This window comes from Rothia nasimurium (assembly GCF_928391935.1).
GTDB classification, from domain to species: Bacteria; Actinomycetota; Actinomycetes; order Actinomycetales; family Micrococcaceae; genus Rothia; species Rothia nasimurium_D.
Map to the genome: position 1 here is coordinate 174,716 of NZ_CAKMTD010000002.1, position 16,543 is coordinate 191,258.

Annotated in this window: 15 protein-coding genes and 1 other RNA gene; 1 reads left to right on the top strand and 15 read right to left on the bottom strand. The window is 56.5% G+C overall.

What is annotated here, in order from left to right; genetic code table 11:
• Positions 1-58 precede the first annotated feature (58 nt).
• The 4 genes from L7A15_RS04075 to L7A15_RS04090 all read right to left on the bottom strand — a co-directional run bounded on the left by L7A15_RS04075 (position 59) and on the right by L7A15_RS04090 (position 6,203).
• Entirely contained in the window at positions 59-1,291 is a 1,233-nt protein-coding gene (locus L7A15_RS04075; RefSeq protein ID WP_237212310.1) for an alkaline phosphatase family protein, read from the bottom strand.
• Between the two features lie 129 nt (positions 1,292-1,420).
• Positions 1,421-4,216 (bottom strand): bifunctional GNAT family N-acetyltransferase/acetate--CoA ligase family protein, encoded by a 2,796-nt coding sequence (locus L7A15_RS04080; protein WP_237212311.1) that lies wholly within the window; start codon positions 4,214-4,216, stop codon positions 1,421-1,423.
• A gap of 176 nt (positions 4,217-4,392) precedes the next feature.
• Entirely contained in the window at positions 4,393-4,956 is a 564-nt protein-coding gene (locus L7A15_RS04085) for a DUF4190 domain-containing protein (protein WP_237204414.1), read from the bottom strand.
• Between the two features lie 44 nt (positions 4,957-5,000).
• Positions 5,001-6,203: a PucR family transcriptional regulator gene (locus L7A15_RS04090; protein ID WP_237208354.1), complete on the bottom strand. Its 1,203-nt coding sequence runs from the start codon at positions 6,201-6,203 to the stop codon at positions 5,001-5,003.
• A gap of 149 nt (positions 6,204-6,352) precedes the next feature.
• Here L7A15_RS04090 and L7A15_RS04095 point away from each other — a divergent pair, with 149 nt between their 5' ends.
• A complete protein-coding gene (locus L7A15_RS04095; protein ID WP_237200985.1) occupies positions 6,353-7,726 on the top strand; it encodes an MFS transporter in 1,374 nt (457 codons plus the stop codon).
• A 111-nt stretch (positions 7,727-7,837) separates the two neighbouring features.
• Here L7A15_RS04095 and ssrA read toward each other — a convergent pair.
• The 11 genes from ssrA to L7A15_RS04145 form a co-directional block, all read right to left on the bottom strand.
• Positions 7,838-8,213: a transfer-messenger RNA gene (gene ssrA, locus L7A15_RS04100) on the bottom strand.
• Between the two features lie 179 nt (positions 8,214-8,392).
• The gene (locus L7A15_RS04105) at positions 8,393-9,031 is read right to left on the bottom strand and encodes a DUF4190 domain-containing protein (protein ID WP_237200984.1); all 639 of its coding nucleotides are present in this window, start codon (positions 9,029-9,031) and stop codon (positions 8,393-8,395) included.
• Positions 9,032-9,060: 29 nt separating this feature from the next.
• Positions 9,061-9,555, bottom strand: a complete 495-nt coding sequence (gene smpB, locus L7A15_RS04110) for an SsrA-binding protein SmpB (protein ID WP_237188493.1) — start codon at positions 9,553-9,555, stop codon at positions 9,061-9,063.
• Positions 9,552-10,676, bottom strand: a complete 1,125-nt coding sequence (gene prfB / locus L7A15_RS04115; RefSeq protein ID WP_237200983.1) for a peptide chain release factor 2 — start codon at positions 10,674-10,676, stop codon at positions 9,552-9,554. The genes smpB and prfB overlap by 4 nt, the downstream gene beginning before the upstream one ends.
• 84 nt (positions 10,677-10,760) lie before the next feature.
• Positions 10,761-11,261: a Tad domain-containing protein gene (locus L7A15_RS10765; RefSeq protein ID WP_369127659.1), complete on the bottom strand. Its 501-nt coding sequence runs from the start codon at positions 11,259-11,261 to the stop codon at positions 10,761-10,763.
• A 462-nt stretch (positions 11,262-11,723) separates the two neighbouring features.
• The gene (locus L7A15_RS04120; RefSeq protein ID WP_237200982.1) at positions 11,724-12,110 is read right to left on the bottom strand and encodes a TadE family protein; all 387 of its coding nucleotides are present in this window, start codon (positions 12,108-12,110) and stop codon (positions 11,724-11,726) included.
• 11 nt (positions 12,111-12,121) lie between these two features.
• On the bottom strand, positions 12,122-12,331 hold the full coding sequence (locus tag L7A15_RS04125; protein WP_237188482.1) for a hypothetical protein: 210 nt from the start codon (positions 12,329-12,331) through the stop codon (positions 12,122-12,124).
• A gap of 74 nt (positions 12,332-12,405) precedes the next feature.
• Positions 12,406-13,341, bottom strand: coding sequence for a type II secretion system F family protein (locus L7A15_RS04130; RefSeq protein ID WP_237212312.1), 936 nt, complete (start codon positions 13,339-13,341; stop codon positions 12,406-12,408).
• A complete protein-coding gene (locus L7A15_RS04135; RefSeq protein WP_237208356.1) occupies positions 13,338-14,195 on the bottom strand; it encodes a type II secretion system F family protein in 858 nt (285 codons plus the stop codon). Before L7A15_RS04135 ends, L7A15_RS04130 begins: the two co-directional genes overlap by 4 nt.
• Entirely contained in the window at positions 14,192-15,448 is a 1,257-nt protein-coding gene (locus tag L7A15_RS04140; RefSeq protein WP_237188478.1) for a CpaF family protein, read from the bottom strand. Before L7A15_RS04140 ends, L7A15_RS04135 begins: the two co-directional genes overlap by 4 nt.
• Positions 15,449-15,769: 321 nt before the next feature.
• Positions 15,770-16,543: an ABC transporter ATP-binding protein gene (locus L7A15_RS04145; protein ID WP_237200979.1), complete on the bottom strand. Its 774-nt coding sequence runs from the start codon at positions 16,541-16,543 to the stop codon at positions 15,770-15,772.

Sequence of the window (16,543 nt, forward strand, 5' to 3'; positions counted from 1 at the left end):
TGACGATTCAGGGCGTTTTCGTTTCTCTTGTTTGTGTTGATTGCTGGTGGGGTGGGTGCTACCCGGTCGGTAGCATCAGCAAGGGTACCGTGGTTTCTTCTGGGGTCAGGGAGCCATGCTGGCCCACCATATTCAGTGCGTGTGGCTTGTAATGCCGCATGTCATAGAGGGCTATGGGCTCGCGGGCTGCGACGATGATATCGCCCATGCGTTCCCGGGCGGTTGAGCTGACGGGGCTCCCACAATAGCCTGCGTCGAGTAGGCTGTCCCGGTCGATGACCCAGGCGGCGTGGCCCCAGGCCTCAGCCCAGGCTGTCATGGTAGCTTCTGTGGCGGCCTCTGACCTATCTTTCACATACAGCTGAACCATGCGAGGCTCACCAGCTGTGAGTTTGACGTTGGTCAGCAGGTCAGTATTGGTGGAGTAGTCATAGCGGTGTTCGGCGGCAATATCTACCATTCCGTGGTCAGCAGTGACGAGCAACAGGACGTGGGGCGGGAGTTTGCGAGCCAGGGATTTGAGGGCAAGGTTCAGCTCTTCGAGTTGATGTAGCCACTGGTCTGAGTCAACGCCGTACCGGTGCCCGGCCTGGTCTATTTCACCCCAGTAGAGGTAGACCAGGGAGGGTTTCCGGGAGGTGAGCAGGCTGGCTGCCAGTGTAGTGCGGGCCGCGTACCCGGTTGCATGGATAAATCTTCCCCCTCGTAGGGAGGCCTCGCTCAGGCCGGTCCCAGCATACTTACTGAGGGACACTGTTGCTACATCGAGGTGCTTCTCGTACCGTTCAAAGACGGTGGGGTGGGGCTGCCAGGCTCGGGGGTCTACCTGTTTATCCCAGCCTGAGAGTTGGTTCATGACGAGCCCGGTTGCTGGGTTGAGCACCTCGTACCCGGCCATACCGTGAAAGGCGGGGGCTGTTGCCGTCCCCAGGCTTGTTAGGGACGCTACGGTGGTAGATGGCAGGGCTGATGAGAGGGGCCCAAGCTGGGTGGCTTTTTTAAGGAAGGGGGCGTAGGAGCCGTACTTTTCGAGCAGGGTTTGCCCGAGCCCGTCGACCATGACCAGACATACGCTGCGGTACTTGCTGGGATCTACCCCGGCCTGTGCCAGGCGGCCAGCAAGATCTGCGGGGTCGTGTCGTCCTGGGCCCAGAACGGGGTGGGCGTCCGGGGTGATGGTCTGTTGGGCAGTGAGACTTCCGCAGGATTCAAAAATATCGCCAATGGTGTTCTTGCCGTAGGCGGGTGGAGCGGGGAGGGGGTTTCCACAGTGATCTTTGAGGACGGTCATGGTTCTACTCCCCTAGTCTGGTGGGTTCTTGGGTCTTTGCCCGGACGTCGCAAGCCCGGCCTATCTCTACCAGTGTAGGTGATAGGGCCGGGCCTGGAGGCACTTTAGTTTTTCTACCGGCTCATGGTTCTACCGGCTCATGGTTCTGCGGGCTGAGTCAGTTCGCTGCTGGGGGTTACCGAGGCGGAGCTTGGCTCCAACGACTGTCACGGTGTCTTGGGAGACGAGCACTGGTTTGAGCTCAAGGTAGGCAATTTCTGGGTGGTTGTCCTTGAGCTGGGCGACTCGGACGCAGAGGTCTTCGAGGAGGTCTACCCGGACGGCTGGGAGGTCTTGGGCTGCGAAGAGTTTTGCTGCTGATTTGGGAGAACGGATCATCTTGTAGACGTCGCGTTCTGTCAGCGGCGGTACCCGGTGGGCCCAGTCGTCCAGCAAGCTCGTGGCGTCACCGGCAAGGCCGAAGGATACCACGGGGCCGATTAGGGGGTCTTCGATAGCTGTCAGGACGCAGGCCTGGCCCCCTGGTACCTGCTGCTGCACAGACAGGTCGAAGACACCGTAGGGTTCGAGGACCCGGTGCATTTGGGCGATTTCACGCACGAGCTCTTCATCAGATTCGATGCCCAGGCGAACGCCACCTAGGTCGAGCCGATGGCGGAGGACGTCGTCTGTGGTTTTCAGAACGACCGGGTACCCTCCTGCCTCGTGGGCTGCCGCTACAGCTTCGTCCGGGGTTGAGAAGGTGTATTCAGGGAGCAGGTGAATTCCGTAGTGGGCGAGGACTTCCTCGGTTTCTGTGGTGGTGAGCTCTAGCAGTTCTTCCCCGTTGATACGGGCCAGGTGCCTTGCGATGGTAGCAGCTGCCTGCTTCGGGTGGGTACCGTCAGACTGGGCCAGTACCCCTGTTTCCTTGTCGCGCCATTCTACGTAGTCCATTACTGCAGCGAGCGCCTGAATTGAGGCCCCGGGGGACTCAAAGCAGGGTAGGCCGGTCTGTGATATTGCGGGCAGGGCAGTCCCGTCCTCAGGAGTTTCTGGGGAGGTTGCTGGTTCGTCCTGGCCTGGTTCTTCCCAGATACCGCGCAAGGCAGATTCGAAGCTGCTGGTGCCGGGGAAGGAGGCGATGGCGGGTTTTCCTGCTTTGAGGCTGGCTTTGAGTAGGACGGAGGCGACGTCTTTCGGGCTGATGGTCTCCCCGGTGAGGAAGACACCTAGGACTGCATCGATATCTGATGATTCAAGTGCGCTGGTGGCGACGTCTTCAAGTACGTCGAGTCCGTTGATTCCTTCGTCCGTCAAGCGCAGCATGGATTCGGTGATGCGGACGTCGATGCGTAGCTCTTCAGCCTTGTCAGCAACGATCTGCCCGAGGGCTGATGCGTTGGAGAGGATTGCGACTCGACGCCCTGCGGGTAGGGGCTGGGAGACTACGATTTGGGCGACGTCGAGTACCCGGTCGAAGGTTTCTGCGCTGATGACGCCTGCTTGTTTGAACATGGCGTCGATTGCGCCGGTGGGGGCGATGGAGGTGCGGCCGGAGTGGCCGGGGGGTAGTTTTTGGCCGGTGACGGCGTGTTTGGCGACGAGGACGGGTTTGACGCGGGATAAGCGTCGAGCAATCCGGGAGAATTTGCGGGGGTTGCCGATGGATTCGAGGTAGAGGGCGCAGACTCGGGTGGCGTCGTCGTCTTCCCAGTACTGCATGATGTCGTTGCCTGAAACGTCAGCCCGGTTACCTGCTGAAATGAGGGAGGATACGCCTATTCCTCGTTTGACGGCCGTGTTGGAAAACATGGCCCCGATGGCTGATGACTGGCTAAATAGCCCCAGGGCTCCGGGTTTGGGGTCTTGGCTGCTGATGGTGGCATCGAGCTTGATGGCTGGATCATTATTGAGGAGGCCGAAGGAGGCTGGGCCGATGATGCGCATGCCGTATTTTCGGGCTGATTTGACGAGGGCTTTCTGGCGGGCGCGGCCTCGGGCCCCGTCGTCGGCAAAGCCGGAGGTGTAGATGAGGGCCCCGCGGACGCCTGCTTCCCCGCAGGCTTCGACGACGTCGGCGACGTCTGTGAGCGGCACCGCAACGATGGCCAGGTCGATGGTGTGGGGTACCTCTGCAAGGGAGGTGAAGATGGGGGTATCGCCTGCAGGGTGGCCAGCGGAGTTGACGCCGACGAGGGTGCCGGTAAAGCCGCCGTCAACGATATTATCGATCACTTTCTGCCCGTTGGACTCCCATTTGTCGGCGGTGCCGATGACGGCGACGACGTTCGGGGCGATGAGTTCTGCAATTGACTTGGCCTCGGCTCGGTGTTCGCGGGCTTCGCGCACGGCCTGGGATTTTTCGGTGGGATCGATGTTGAAGTGGACCATGACTAGGCCATCTTCAAATTCTCGGGAGATTTCGTACCCGGCGTCTGTGAAGACGTTGAGCATTTTGCGGTTCTGGGGTAGTACTTCTGCGCTGAAGCGGTCGATGCCTCTCTCGTGGGCTGCAGCGGCGAGGTGTTCTAGCAGGATCGAACCGATGCCCCGCCCCTGGTGGGCGTCTGAGATCATGAAGGCAACTTCGGCTTCGTTGTTGAGGTGGGTTCGGTCAAAGCGTCCGATGCCTATCATTTCCTCCCCCAGCATGATGACGAAGGCGACGCGGTCTTGGTGATCGACGGTTGTAAACCGGGTGAGTTCTTGGTCGCTGAGGGTGGGTTTGTGGGTGAAGAAGCGTAGGTAGATGGTGTTTTCTGATTGCCCTGCATACATTTTTTCCAGGGCCCCCCGGTCGGTTGGAACCACTGGGCGGAGATGGGCTGTCGCTCCGTCGCGTAGTACCACGTCTGCTTCCCAGTGTTCGGGGTAGATGAAGGGGATTTCAGCGGTTGTGGGGTGGGCGGGGTCTGCTGGGGTGAAGCGGTTTTCGCCGGTCATGGGGAGTCTCCTGGTGGGGGTGGAGGGCTTGGTCCTGTTCACTATTTTAGCGCCTGTGTGAACTTAGGCACAGGCCTTGGGGGTAGATGAAGCAGTATAGGCAGAGGCCCCGCCGATCCCTGGGGTAGGGACGGGCGGGGCCATGACGGTGGGGTTCAGCCTGCGACTGGTGCAGGTTAGAAGTCGGCTGCGGTGTTGTCTTCGATGCAGTGGGCAATTGCTTCATCGTCGCCTGCGTGCGTGTATTCGCAGTTGGCTGTTTCTGCAATATTGAGGAACCAGCTCATGAAGAAGAGCATGAGGATGGCTAGCGGTAGGCAGATAGCCCCTAGGGCTAGGCCGCTCCAGGCGAACCCCTTGGTAGCTCCCTCGTAGCGGGTCCGGGGTGAATTTCGGAGGTTTTTGAGGGCCTTGACCCCCAGGACGATAGCACCGATGGCGGGGATGAGGCCTGCGAGCGCAACAATTCCACCTAGTATTACCACGATGATGCTGGAGATGGCCGCCGCCAGTGACATGACTGCCAGGTAGTACCCGCGGCCGCGTTTGTCCCGCACGTTGACCCCCAGTGGACGACGCTGCCCGGGGGGAATGAGGTACTGGGCGGGTTCGCCGGGGGTAATCTCGTCGAAGGGCGGGGTTGGGGGTTCCAGCAGGGCCGTCGGGGCAGTTCCCTGTGCTGGCTGGCCCTGGGGTGCCGGCTGGTTTTCGGGGGCGGACGGGTGCTGGGGGTGGGTCACGGCTCTACTCACTTTCGGAGTTACTTGGCTGAGCTTTTAGCTTATCAGTTCCCGTGGTGGAGGGCTGGGCTGGTGTCATTTTCCTGGAGTTCCCTGAAGAGTTTGAGCCAGAGGAGCTCGAAGTGGAGGTCGATGCTGCTGACGTCTCGGCCCACGATGCTTTCGAATTTTGCAAGCCGGTTCCGGAGGGTGTTTTCGTGGATGTAGAGCTGGGCTGCTGCCTGCTTGTAGTTGAGGCCGTTTTCTATGTATGCCCAGACGCATTCCAAGAGGGATGCGCCGTGGTCTGGGAGGTCTAGTAGGGTTGCTCCGAGGTGTTCTTCGATGAGTTCACCGATGAGGGGGACGAGGGGGACTGCCATCCGCCAGCTACGTTCAGGTCGGTCGTAGCGGCCAGGACGTGAGGAGACTGGAACGGACCGGGCGACGGCGACGGCCCCTGCCCAGGAGACGTGGAGGTCTTCGAAGCGGACGCCTTGTCCGAGCATGACGCGGGCGTCAGGGCAGAGTTTGAGGACGGTTTCAATCCTGTTCGAGGTTACTGCTGGTATCAGGCCAATCAGCTGCCCGTCGGCTTCACCTGCGAACGCTGGGACTGTTTCGGTGGAGTATTCCTTTTCGACGGCCTGTTTCCAGGCTGCTGGGTTATTGCTGCGTCCCAGGCACACGCGGTAGAGGTGCTGGCCGGAGAGTCCTAGCCTGTGTGCGTAGCCGGCTCGGGCGGTTCTGGCGTCCTTATCTTCTTGGGTCAGGAGGTTCAGTAATTCAGCGACGACTGCCCTTCTGCTTTCTATCCTGTCTTGGCCGGAGGCCTGCAGGGCCCGGTGCAGGGAAAGGTTCAGGGTGTTTTCGGCTGCTCCTAGGGCTTCTAGGTGACGGCATGCTTCTGGGGCCGGGGAACCGTCGCCGTCTGCGTCCAGGAGTAATCTGCTCTTGACGGCTCGGCTGCTTGCCCCTGTGATGAGGAGCAGGACGGCCTCCCCCACCTGCCGCGCCATGGGTAGCAGGGCTTGTGCCACCTGCTGGGCCTCAGCTCTGTTACCGGGAGTTGTACCTTGCTGCGTCACAGCGTTGATGTAATAGTCCACAAGGAGGCTAACGTCTGCGTGTAACTGCTGGCGAGGTGGAGTGGAACATTCCTCTATTGTTTCCAGCAGCTCGGTCAAGATATCCATGACCAGGAGATTCTTTGAAGCAATCAGCTGTGACTCGCTCAGACCTGCCGAGATGTTGGGGATTTTTTGCATACATCATTATAAAAATCTCCAAGAAAATTAGTAAAGTAATAGAATTTTCTACATTGCCATGAACTGAGTCACATCATTAGTCTTGTTCTCAAGCCTCAGACATGAGTGAGGCATGACACTTATACCCCATTGCACAAAGGGCCACCACCATGACACAAGCAATCTTCAAAGCAGAACAGGTCATGCAACCTGTCCGCACCACCAAGCAAAAGAGGAAGGCCTTCATCGGCGCCGTCGCCGGCCACCTCATTGAATGGTACGACTACGGCGTGTACGGCTTCGTTGCCGTCTACGTCGGCGCAGCCTTCTTTGCAGCCAACACCCCCGCCCTAGCCCTCATGGCCTCATTCGCGACCTTCGCTCTGTCCTTCTTCATGCGCCCTCTCGGTGGCTTCGTCTTCGGCCCCCTGGGCGACAAGATTGGCCGCAAGAACACCATGGCCCTCGTCATGTTCCTCATGTCGGGCTCAACCTTTGCCATCGGTCTCATGCCTACCTACGCCACCATCGGCGTCTTCGCCCCCGCTCTATTGATCCTGGCCCGCTGCCTCCAGGGCCTCTCAGCAGGTGGTGAAATCGGAACCGTCACCTCCTACGTCGCGGAATACGGCGGCCCGCAACGACGCGGCCTAGCCACCTCAATCCTGATGACTATCGCAGTTTCCGGCCTGATTCTCGGCTCCATTGTGGCCAACGGCCTTGCCTCAATTCTGGGTGACCAGGCCATGCAGGAGTTCGGCTGGCGTATCCCCTTCCTAATCGCTGGCCCCCTCGGCCTCATTGCAGCCTTTATCCGCTCCCGCCTGGAAGACTCAGCCCAGTTTGAGGCCATCTCAGAAACCGGCCACCAGGAGAAGGCCCCCATCCGAGCCACCTTCAAGTGGAAGCTCAACATCACCCTTGTCGCAGGCTCTATCGCCCTGCTGGCCTCCATGTTCTACCTGATCCTGACCTACTCCTCCACCTACTTCGTCAAAGAACTCGACTTCTCCCCCACCACCAGGTTCTGGTTCATCACCATCGGCGGCCTCACCGCAGCATGCATGATGCCCCTCGGTGGCCTCATCACCGACGTCCTGGGCCGCCGCTGGTTCCTGATGCTCACATCAGCCCTGCACATCCCCGCCCTCTACTGGTACTTCACTACCGCTCCCGGATCAACCCCTGCAGAAATTTTCCTGCCCTTCATGGTGATCTGTGTCCTCTTCGGCCTCTACTCATCAACCCCGTACGCCGTCATGAGCGATCTCATCCCCACCGCGATCCGTTCCACCGGTATCTCCATGGGCTACAACATCCCCGTCGCGATCTTCGGCGGCTCCGCCCCCTTCATCGCCACCTTCCTCGTAACCCAGACCGGGGATATCACCTCCCCCATGTACTTCTTCATCGGGTGTGCCGTGCTCTCCTTCCTGGCAGCCCTCTTCACCACCCGCAAGAACTACGAGCGTGTTGAGAAGGCAGACGCCGACCTCATGGAGAAGGTTGCTACTTCCTCCATCCCTGTGGTTGACAAGAAGTAGGCCCGCCCCTCCCCTCTAGGCCAGGACGGTCCCGCCCCACCCGGGCGGGACCGTCCTGTTTAAGCACAAAAAAGCCTCCTGCCCCTTGTAAACCAAGGAGCAGGAGGCAGTATGTGGAGATGCGGGGAATCGAACCCCGGTCCGATGTGGCGTCAACGGGTCTTCTCCGTGCGCAGTTTGTGAAAGCGGTGTTTTCGGCTACCTTGCTTGCGCAAACACTTACAAGGCCTAACCTAGCCGTATAAAAGTCCCACCCGGCCCTACGACAAGGACGGGCAGCAGTGGCCTTTTAAACTGATGGTAGGGGCTGAGCCAAAGGCAAGCTCAGGCTACCAGACTGCATCGCTGGGATTATTAGGCAGCGAGTGCGAAGTCAGTGCGCTTAGATTCTGCACTTATTTTTTTGCAGAGGGCGTTAACGAGATAACCCTGCGTCCTCGGCACGCTTCATCCATCTCAACTCACATCGTCGAAACCGATCATCCCCATATTCTTTTATCAAAGAGCGCCAAGCTAAGCGTTTTCCGGTACACCCTCCGAGTCGCAACTCAAGTGGAGAATGCCAGCCCAAATAGCTCGGACAATCAACTCTACCACCGGCTTAAAAAGCTGTAAAGCAGTGTGGGGCACAACCTACAGGTTATGCCCCACACTCCTGATCACAACTTAGCTATCAATGCCCTCGTCATAGGTGCTCATACCAGTTTTTTCATCAATGCACTGCTGGACTGCATATTCATTGGGCTGATCAGCACACTGGATTGCAAGGGTGGTAATCCAACCCCAAAAGACAGCTGCCACCAGGGCACCAATCAGGCCCAGGCTGCTGGTGACAATACCAGCGATGGCCAGGCCTTTACCTTCGGCCTCTCCCCTGTTAGCCCTCTTGATACCCATGATGCCCAGAATCAAACCGACGATGCCGAAAAGTCCACCGATCAGTGCCCAACCGCTCAGGAAAGCAAGGATACCCAGCACGAGGCTAGCTACTGCGAGCCCCTTAGGTTTGGGGGCGCTATCAAAGCCATAACCATAACCGGCAGCTGCCCCGTACCCGCTGTAGGCGGGGGACCCGGCATAGGAATTGGCGTCATAGGAGCTTGTCCCATACGCCCCCGAGGTAGTGCCGTAACCGGTTGAGGCCGGGGTGCTGTAATCGGGGGTGCTGGCAGCTCCAGGAGTATCTGTGGAGTAGCTTGCAGTTGCGTCAGTTCCCTGGGACGGGGCTAGGGGCTCGCTGCCCTGGCTGTACTGCCCAGGTACATACTCGCCGTAGGGGTTGTCCTTGTTCGGTCCGGTGGTCATTGTTCTCCTCTTTCGTAGGTGTTCTGGTCTTAGCCCAGGTTCTTATACCGCATTGCCCTCTGAGCTTCGAGGTTGTCCTGGCGCTCCCGCAGGGCCTGGCGCTTATCGTAGTCGCGCTTACCGGTTGCCAGGGCGATTTCTACCTTGGCCCGACCTTTGCTGAAGTAAAGCTTGAGGGGCACGACCGTGTAGCCGCTCTCTTTCAGTTTCTGGGCAATCTTGTTAATTTCGTTGCGGTGCATGAGCAGCTTTCGCCGACGGCGGGCAGCGTGGTTAGTCCAGGAGCCCCGTCCATACTCAGCAATATGAATACCCTCTAGCCACAACTCATTGCCGTACATCTGGCAGAAACCGTCTGTAATCGAGGCCCCGCCATCTCGCAAGGATTTAACCTCAGTGCCCATAAGCACCAGCCCGGCTTCCCAGGTTTCTACGATGTTGTAGTTATGGCGGGCACGGCGGTTGGACGCTATGGTGTGGTTGTTAGGGTCTTCTTTAGTTACTTTTTTCTTAGCCACAATTATTCTTCGTTCTTTCTCTTCTGTCGCTCTGATGCACGCCAGCGAACACCTGCGTCAATGAAACCGTCCAGAGCCCCGTCAAATACGGCGCTCGGGTTTCCTTCCTCGTAATTGGTGCGCAGGTCTTTCACCATCTGGTAGGGATTGAGCACATAAGAACGCATCTGGTCCCCCCAGGAAGCCTTGACGTCGCCGGCAAGTTCCTTCTTCTTGGCGTCCTCTTCTTCCTTACGGAGCAAGAGCAGGCGGGATTGCAGTACCCGTAGCGCCGCAGCCCGGTTCTGCAACTGGGACTTTTCATTCTGCATAGACACTACGATGCCGGTAGGTATGTGGGTCATGCGGACGGCCGAGTCGGTGGTATTCACGGACTGCCCCCCGGGCCCTGAGGAGCGGAAGACATCAATTTTGAGTTCCGACTCAGGGATGTCGATGTGGTCAGTCTGCTCAATCAGGGGAATAACCTCTACCGCGGCGAAGGACGTCATGCGTTTACCCTGGCTGTTGAAGGGAGAAATACGCACCAAACGGTGGGTTCCCGCTTCGATCGACAGGCGCCCGAAAGCATAGGGAGCTTTGACCTCAAAAGTTGCTGACTTAAGACCGGCTTCCTCCGCGTAGGAGGTATCCATAACCGTGGTATCAAAACCATTCTTTTCGGCCCAGCGCAGGTACATACGCAGAAGCATCTCTGCGAAGTCGGCGGCATCCACACCACCGGCTCCCGCTCGGATTGTAACAACAGCGTCGCGCTGATCGTACTCGCCCGAGAGTAGGGTAATCACTTCAAGCTCAGCCAGGCGTTTTTCAATCGCCCCTAGCTCACTTTCAGCCTCACGCAGGGTTTCTGCATCCCCCTCTTCGTCCGCAAGCTCAACCATCACTTCAAGATCGTCGATCGCTTCTTTGAGCTTGTTAAGTTTGTCCAGCTCAGCCTGCTTATGGGACAGCTGCGAAGTCACCTTTTGAGCAGCGTCAGGATCGTCCCAGAGATCAGGGGCACCGGCTGCCTCAGAAAGCTCTGCGATAGTAGCACGAAGCTGCTCAACATCACTGACCTCTTCGATAGAGGCATAGGTTGAGCGCAAGTTTTTAATCTGGGCAGAGAAGTCTAAAGTAGCCATGACTATTAACCCTATCTGATAGTGCCCCTCTACGCCCCTCTTTCCCTGTATTTTCGGCCTGGGCGAATGCATGTGTGGACAGGATCATCGAGCCGTGACAGCCCGAGCCTGACTAACCACAGTAATGGTAATGCCCTGAGGAACGACAACGGACAGCAAAGGCGGGTGGGATGTAGCGCTTAGGACAACTCGCGCTGTATTCCCATCAGCGACCCCCGTATCAGGGCCAATACTGAGATTAGAAAACTCCCCGCCAGCCCCTGTTTCAAGCACAAAGTTTTGAGTAGAGGCTTTTACCTGATCAGATGAAAGGTAAATCTGGGCTTCACTATCTGACAGGGCGCCAATACCACCTACCTGGGAGGCAGCAACAGTAGCAGCCTGGTCAGCAAGATACTGCAGCTTATGCCGCTCCAGGTAAGCCGAACTAATTGCAACGACCGTAGATGCAAGAAGCAGCAAGACCGCACAAAGCCCAATCACCAGCAGCAGAATACTCCCCTGGTCTGCTTCACTGTGGAGCTGCGGTATCTTCGCCCTATTCTTCAGCCCTCTACTCAACTTCTTAAAAACAACCCGGGCCATCACGAGTAATCACTCCCCCAGCTAATAGCTTCAGAGGTCATCGTCGCCATTGTCGGAGCATGAGACCAAGGAACCAACGGCAACGGCACCTCAACCGCTACCTGCACCCTGATACGGTCAGCGGGACCGCAGGTTGTTTCACACAGCAGAGTGGCTGTGACCCGGTGGCCTTCCAAACCATAATCGCCAGCTGCAAGTTCAGCAACTTTCTGGGCAACAGCCTGACTTCGTTGCCCCTCAGGTACCTGCTGAATAACCTGTAGGGCATGAGCGCTCGCATGGGAAGCTGCAAACGCACCGGCCTGCATCGCGAAAATCGACAGAAGGAAGTAGACAGTCGGGATCATGAGCATCGCGCCCAGACCGACGAATTCGACAATAGCGTTTCCGGTCTCCCGATGACTCTCTTGGGTGGAATCTGTGCTTCCTGGGTGAGGCAGGACCGGCTGTTGAGGAAAGGCATTATTCAGGCAGGATCGCATGGCCAGTCACCTCCCACCGGGAGTTCAGACCAAAAGGGCCAAGGAGCGGTATTGGCGCGTTCACCCGCACCTGCACAGCGTCGGCACCGTGCCACTGGGTGATGGCGTAGGTTACATCTGCCGAATAAGCATCTGGCAGGACGGCGGTGAGCAGCTCTCGGGTTCTTTGGGCTCCATCCTGAGGGGACCGATCTATCATGGCACCGTATCTGGCACCCTGAGAGGCTGCATCTTGAATCACGTTCTTTGTGAACATAGCGAAAGCAACTTGAAGAACCCCCAGAAACATCAGTATCACGAGGGCTGAAACCATGACGAATTCAGCTGTTGCATTGCCTGAATCCTTCTGTTGCTGTGGAGTGCTCACCGCCGGGCTTCCTATCGGTTGATCAGGCCCATAGCATTATTGAACATGTTCACGAGGGCTTCCTGGGCTACAACCAGGATCGCGGCCACGAGTAGCGCCGACATCATCGTGATCATCACCCAGCCCGGTACGTCTCCACGTTCCTTATCATCGTCCTGGGGGCCAGCAAATACAGCCAGCACAACCTTCAGAATCGCCTCATTGATCATCTGCTTCTTCATTATTTTCTCCTTAGGGAAGGTGCCCTTTCGGGCAGGTGTGGGGTGGATAATGGGGACATAAAAGTGATGGGAACCTAGAAATTTAGGTTGAGCAGGGAAACGCCGGGGAAGAGCGCAAAAACCACAGTGAGGGGAAGGATCATAAAAACCACCGGGGCCATCATTCCGATTTCTTTCTTGCCTGCGGTTTCCATGAGGTCGCGTTTCGCGTTGTCGCGGACGTCCTGGGCTTGAGCCCTCAGAACATCAGCAAGCGGGGTGCCCCGCTCGATTGCCACAATCAGGCCATCAACAAATCGGGAAAGGGCTGCGACAGTCGTCCTTTGGGAAAAGGTCTGGAGTGATGCCACCAGGGTTTCGCCTGATCGAGTCATAGCAAGAATCTTGGTGAATTCCTTGGCAAGTTCTCCGTTAGAACAACGGACTACCCTCTCTAATGACCCCAGGCCAGTTTCACCGGCGGCGACGCTTAGGGCCATAAGTTCTGCGAGCGCTGGAAACTCTTCGAGCATGGCCTGTTCCCGCTTCTTGATTTGTTGACCGAGCCAATAGTCTCTGCCAATAAAACCGGCAACGGTTGCTAGAAGTATCAGCATCAGGCCAGGCGCGATGCTCACCCTACCGCTGACGGCGCCCAGTGACACCAAGATGCTACTCACTAGCAGGGCTAGGAGGGCCCAGATTATTTGCTGGATTCGGTACTCTGAAACGGTTAGCCCTGTTCCTAGGTTCTGGAGGCGTTTTTCGAGGGCTACCGTGTCAAAATTTGCTCGGTTTACTATTTTCAAAGCCCACTGAACCATTGGAGTGACGAGGGCGGTAGCCCCACCGTAGAGACCTTCAGGGAGGTTTTCATACTGGTGGTTGAACCGAGATTTTCTGAGTTCGGAACCCCGCAATTGGGGTGCAATACGATCGGAAAAGTCTTGTTGCCGGTGAGAGGTGATGGACGTAATGACCAGCCAGGCACCGGCTGCACATAGCAGGCCTAAAAGTAGTTCAAGTTTCATGTCAGAACCCTTTTTTCTTCCGGTAGTGCCCCGATTTTCATCATGAGCCTGTAGGCGAACCAGGTGACAGCGAAACCTCCTGCGAGGACAGCAAAACCTGCGAAGCTGTTGTAAATCCTCAGGGTGCTCGGTTGGGTTGCCATGAGTGCAAGAACGACCCAGGGGGCAACGCACGCCAACCGGGCAGCGTTGATGGTCCACGATTGTCTAGCTTCAAGTTCAGATCTCGTCCGACTTTTTTCCCGGAGGAAGGAGCTCAGCGTGCCGAGGAGCCTCCCTAGATCGGTGCCACCTACCTCACGGGTGACCTTGAGTGCTTCGATGATGTTGTCAGCAGTGGGGTCGCTCAGTTTGTCCTTGAGGCGGTTGAGAGCGGGAATGAACTCGCCGCTGGCCCGGTAGTCTGATGCGAATGCTGCGAAGGCAGGACGCAATGGCTCAGGCCCCCGGTACTGAAGTTGCATCAGGGCGTCCGGTAGAGACATTCCTGCCCTAATGGCAGAGCGGATATGGTCTACTGCATCCGGCCATTGGTCCCTTAGCTGGGCCCGTCGCTTAGCAGCGATTCTTTTGACCCCAAGTTTTGGTCCGATAAAACCCATACCGCAAGCGAGGAAAGCAAGTGGCAACAGCGAGGTCAGCGCAAACGTCACGACGAAGCTGAGAAAGGCACACACGGTGGAGAGGAGATGGAACATGGTGGGGCTTATCCGTTCCATGTTCGCTTGAATCAGTAGCTGCTGGAGGTTTGAGGGTCTCTGTCTAGCTGTGTTTTTCTGTTGAGTATCAACCCAGAAGGACATAAAGACCAGTAGGGCGCCTAAACCGAGCGTCAGGCCAAGGACGACGCTCATAGGTCGCTCCTTTCAAAGCTTTCGATGCAGGGTAGTACCTGCTCGGGGTTGAACCCTGCCTGAACAAATTTCTCAAGTGATGGCACTTCTGATGCTGTGCAGGTGAGACTCCCGGAAATGTTTTTGAAGATTGGGGTGGATTCAATGATTCCGTTCTCGACCCGATTACCGATAGCAAGAATTTCTGCCACCTGCCGCTTTCCGGATCTGTCCCGTCTACAGTGAACAACCAAGTCAAAGCAGGAGGCTACGGTCGGTACCACGAAGTTAGATGAAATATTTTCACCGGCGAGGAGGGGCAAGGTGCACATCTTTGTGATGGCGTCCCGGGCAGAATTTGCGTGAATCGTGCAAAGCCCGGGCAGGCCGCTGTTCAAGGCTATGAGCATATCCAGCGACTCTGCTTCACGGACCTCGCCAATAATCAGGCGGTCAGGTCGCATGCGCAAGGCTTCCTTGACGAGTCTGCGTAGAGGAATCTCTCCGTTGCCTTCTAGATTTGGCTGGCGGCATTGGAGGTTCACGACGTCGCGCAAGGGAATTTTCAGTTCGAAAATCTCTTCACAGGTGATAACACGCTCTCTAAAGCCAATGGAGGCGGATAGACAATTGAGCATGGTGGTCTTCCCTGCCTGGGTAGCACCAGAGACGAGGATGTTCAGGCCACTGGCTACCGCAGAGTCCAAAAACTTTGCGGCTTCTGGTGTTAAGGAACCTAGCTTTACCAGGTCAGTCAGGCGAGTTGCACGAGCGATGAATTTTCGGATGTTGATCGCCCAGTGCTTCCTGGTGACATCTGGGATAGCCACATGAAGGCGGGACCCATCTGGCAGGGAGGCGTCGACGAACGGGGTACTGAGGTCAAGGCGACGTCCTGAGCTCTTGAGCATGCGCTCAACCAGGGCACGCACCTGCTCGTCGGATAAGGTTAAGCCGGTGAGCTCTGATTCCCCTGCCCGGGCTACAAAAATTTCTGTTGGCGAATTGATCCAAATTTCTTCGACGGTGGGGTCATCTAAGTATTTCTGGAGATCGCCAAAGCCACACACCCGGTCGAACAGAACAGTGATTAAGCCGTCGATATTGTTGACCCGCGGCACTTCACCCCGAATCATTTGTGTCTCATAGGCGCCCAGGGCCTTCTGAATGAGCTCTTTAGCCTCTTGTTGCTGGGCTAGCGGATCGATATTGCTGTGACGGATCAGTTCGCGAACGTTCGTCTCGATAATGCGTTCTGCTTGTACCGTGGGCATCGTGTCCCCCTCTCGCGTCTTTGCGATTAGCTGATAACACCAACAAGATACCCATGGTTAGGAGAAATACTCAACAAGGTGGAGAGTAAAGAGGATGTTTTTCCCGAGCTGGAGGCCCTACCTCAAAGACCCCCAAACCTCTAACACCACCTCTGACTAGGAATAATGCTGACACCCGGGGTAGATATCCACAGGAGAAAAAATTTGGTAATAAATTTCTGTAACTTTTTGACGCACTTCATCATCCTGACTAGGGAATCCACCAAAAAGCCCACAAGCTCAGCAGAGCTTGTGGGCATTTTTGGGGTCAAGGATATGAGCCTATCGCTGAGATCGCATGAGTTCTATCGCCTCATCGATGGGACCATCAAACTCTTTCGTACCGTGGTGCAAGACAACCCCGCGCTCACAGATTTTCGCAATCAAATCCAAATCATGGCTGACGACGACAAGAGTTTTCCCCTGATGGCTCAACTCCTTAATCTTTGCGATGCACTTCTTCTGGAACGGTTCATCACCCACAGCCAGAATCTCGTCTACTAAGAAAATTTCAGGGTTGGTATGCACTGCAACTGCAAAGGCTAGACGCAAATACATACCGGATGAATAAAACTTAACTTCCGTATCAATGAAGTTACCAATTTCAGAAAATTCAACGATTTCGTCAAATTTTTCCTCAATTTCAGCCTTACTCATTCCCAAGATTGCAGCATTAAGATACACGTTATCTCGCCCCGTTAAATCAGGGTGGAAACCAGCACCTACCTCGATCAGGCCCGCTATTCTGCCTCCTGTTAGTACCTGGCCCTGATCGGGGTGCATAACACCTGAAATCAACTTGAGTAGGGTCGACTTTCCAGAGCCGTTATAGCCAAGCAGGGCAACCCGTTCACCTTCACGAATATCTAGTGAAATCCCGTTGAGGGCATTGAACTTTTCGTTCAGGTCCCCCTTCCGGCCCTTGATCAGCCAGATAAAGGCTTCTTTCATGGAACGGGTATGCCGCAGTACAAACTTTTTGACCAGGGATTCAACCCGAATCACCACAGGGGCGTCAGGAGCTACCGGCGGAAGATCAAATTTTTCGATTTTCAT

Coding starts and splice junctions, on each gene's coding strand:
- L7A15_RS04145 (WP_237200979.1), bottom strand. CDS start 16,543: ATGAAAATCGAAAAATTTGATCTTCCGCCGGTAGCTCCTGACGCCCCT.
- L7A15_RS04130 (WP_237212312.1), bottom strand. CDS start 13,341: ATGAAACTTGAACTACTTTTAGGCCTGCTATGTGCAGCCGGTGCCTGG.
- prfB (WP_237200983.1), bottom strand. CDS start 10,676: ATGGCTACTTTAGACTTCTCTGCCCAGATTAAAAACTTGCGCTCAACC.
- L7A15_RS04090 (WP_237208354.1), bottom strand. CDS start 6,203: ATGCAAAAAATCCCCAACATCTCGGCAGGTCTGAGCGAGTCACAGCTG.
- L7A15_RS04125 (WP_237188482.1), bottom strand. CDS start 12,331: ATGAAGAAGCAGATGATCAATGAGGCGATTCTGAAGGTTGTGCTGGCT.
- L7A15_RS04095 (WP_237200985.1), top strand. CDS start 6,353: ATGACACAAGCAATCTTCAAAGCAGAACAGGTCATGCAACCTGTCCGC.
- L7A15_RS04075 (WP_237212310.1), bottom strand. CDS start 1,291: ATGACCGTCCTCAAAGATCACTGTGGAAACCCCCTCCCCGCTCCACCC.
- L7A15_RS04105 (WP_237200984.1), bottom strand. CDS start 9,031: ATGACCACCGGACCGAACAAGGACAACCCCTACGGCGAGTATGTACCT.
- L7A15_RS10765 (WP_369127659.1), bottom strand. CDS start 11,261: ATGGCCCGGGTTGTTTTTAAGAAGTTGAGTAGAGGGCTGAAGAATAGG.
- L7A15_RS04135 (WP_237208356.1), bottom strand. CDS start 14,195: ATGAGCGTCGTCCTTGGCCTGACGCTCGGTTTAGGCGCCCTACTGGTC.
- L7A15_RS04080 (WP_237212311.1), bottom strand. CDS start 4,216: ATGACCGGCGAAAACCGCTTCACCCCAGCAGACCCCGCCCACCCCACA.
- L7A15_RS04140 (WP_237188478.1), bottom strand. CDS start 15,448: ATGCCCACGGTACAAGCAGAACGCATTATCGAGACGAACGTTCGCGAA.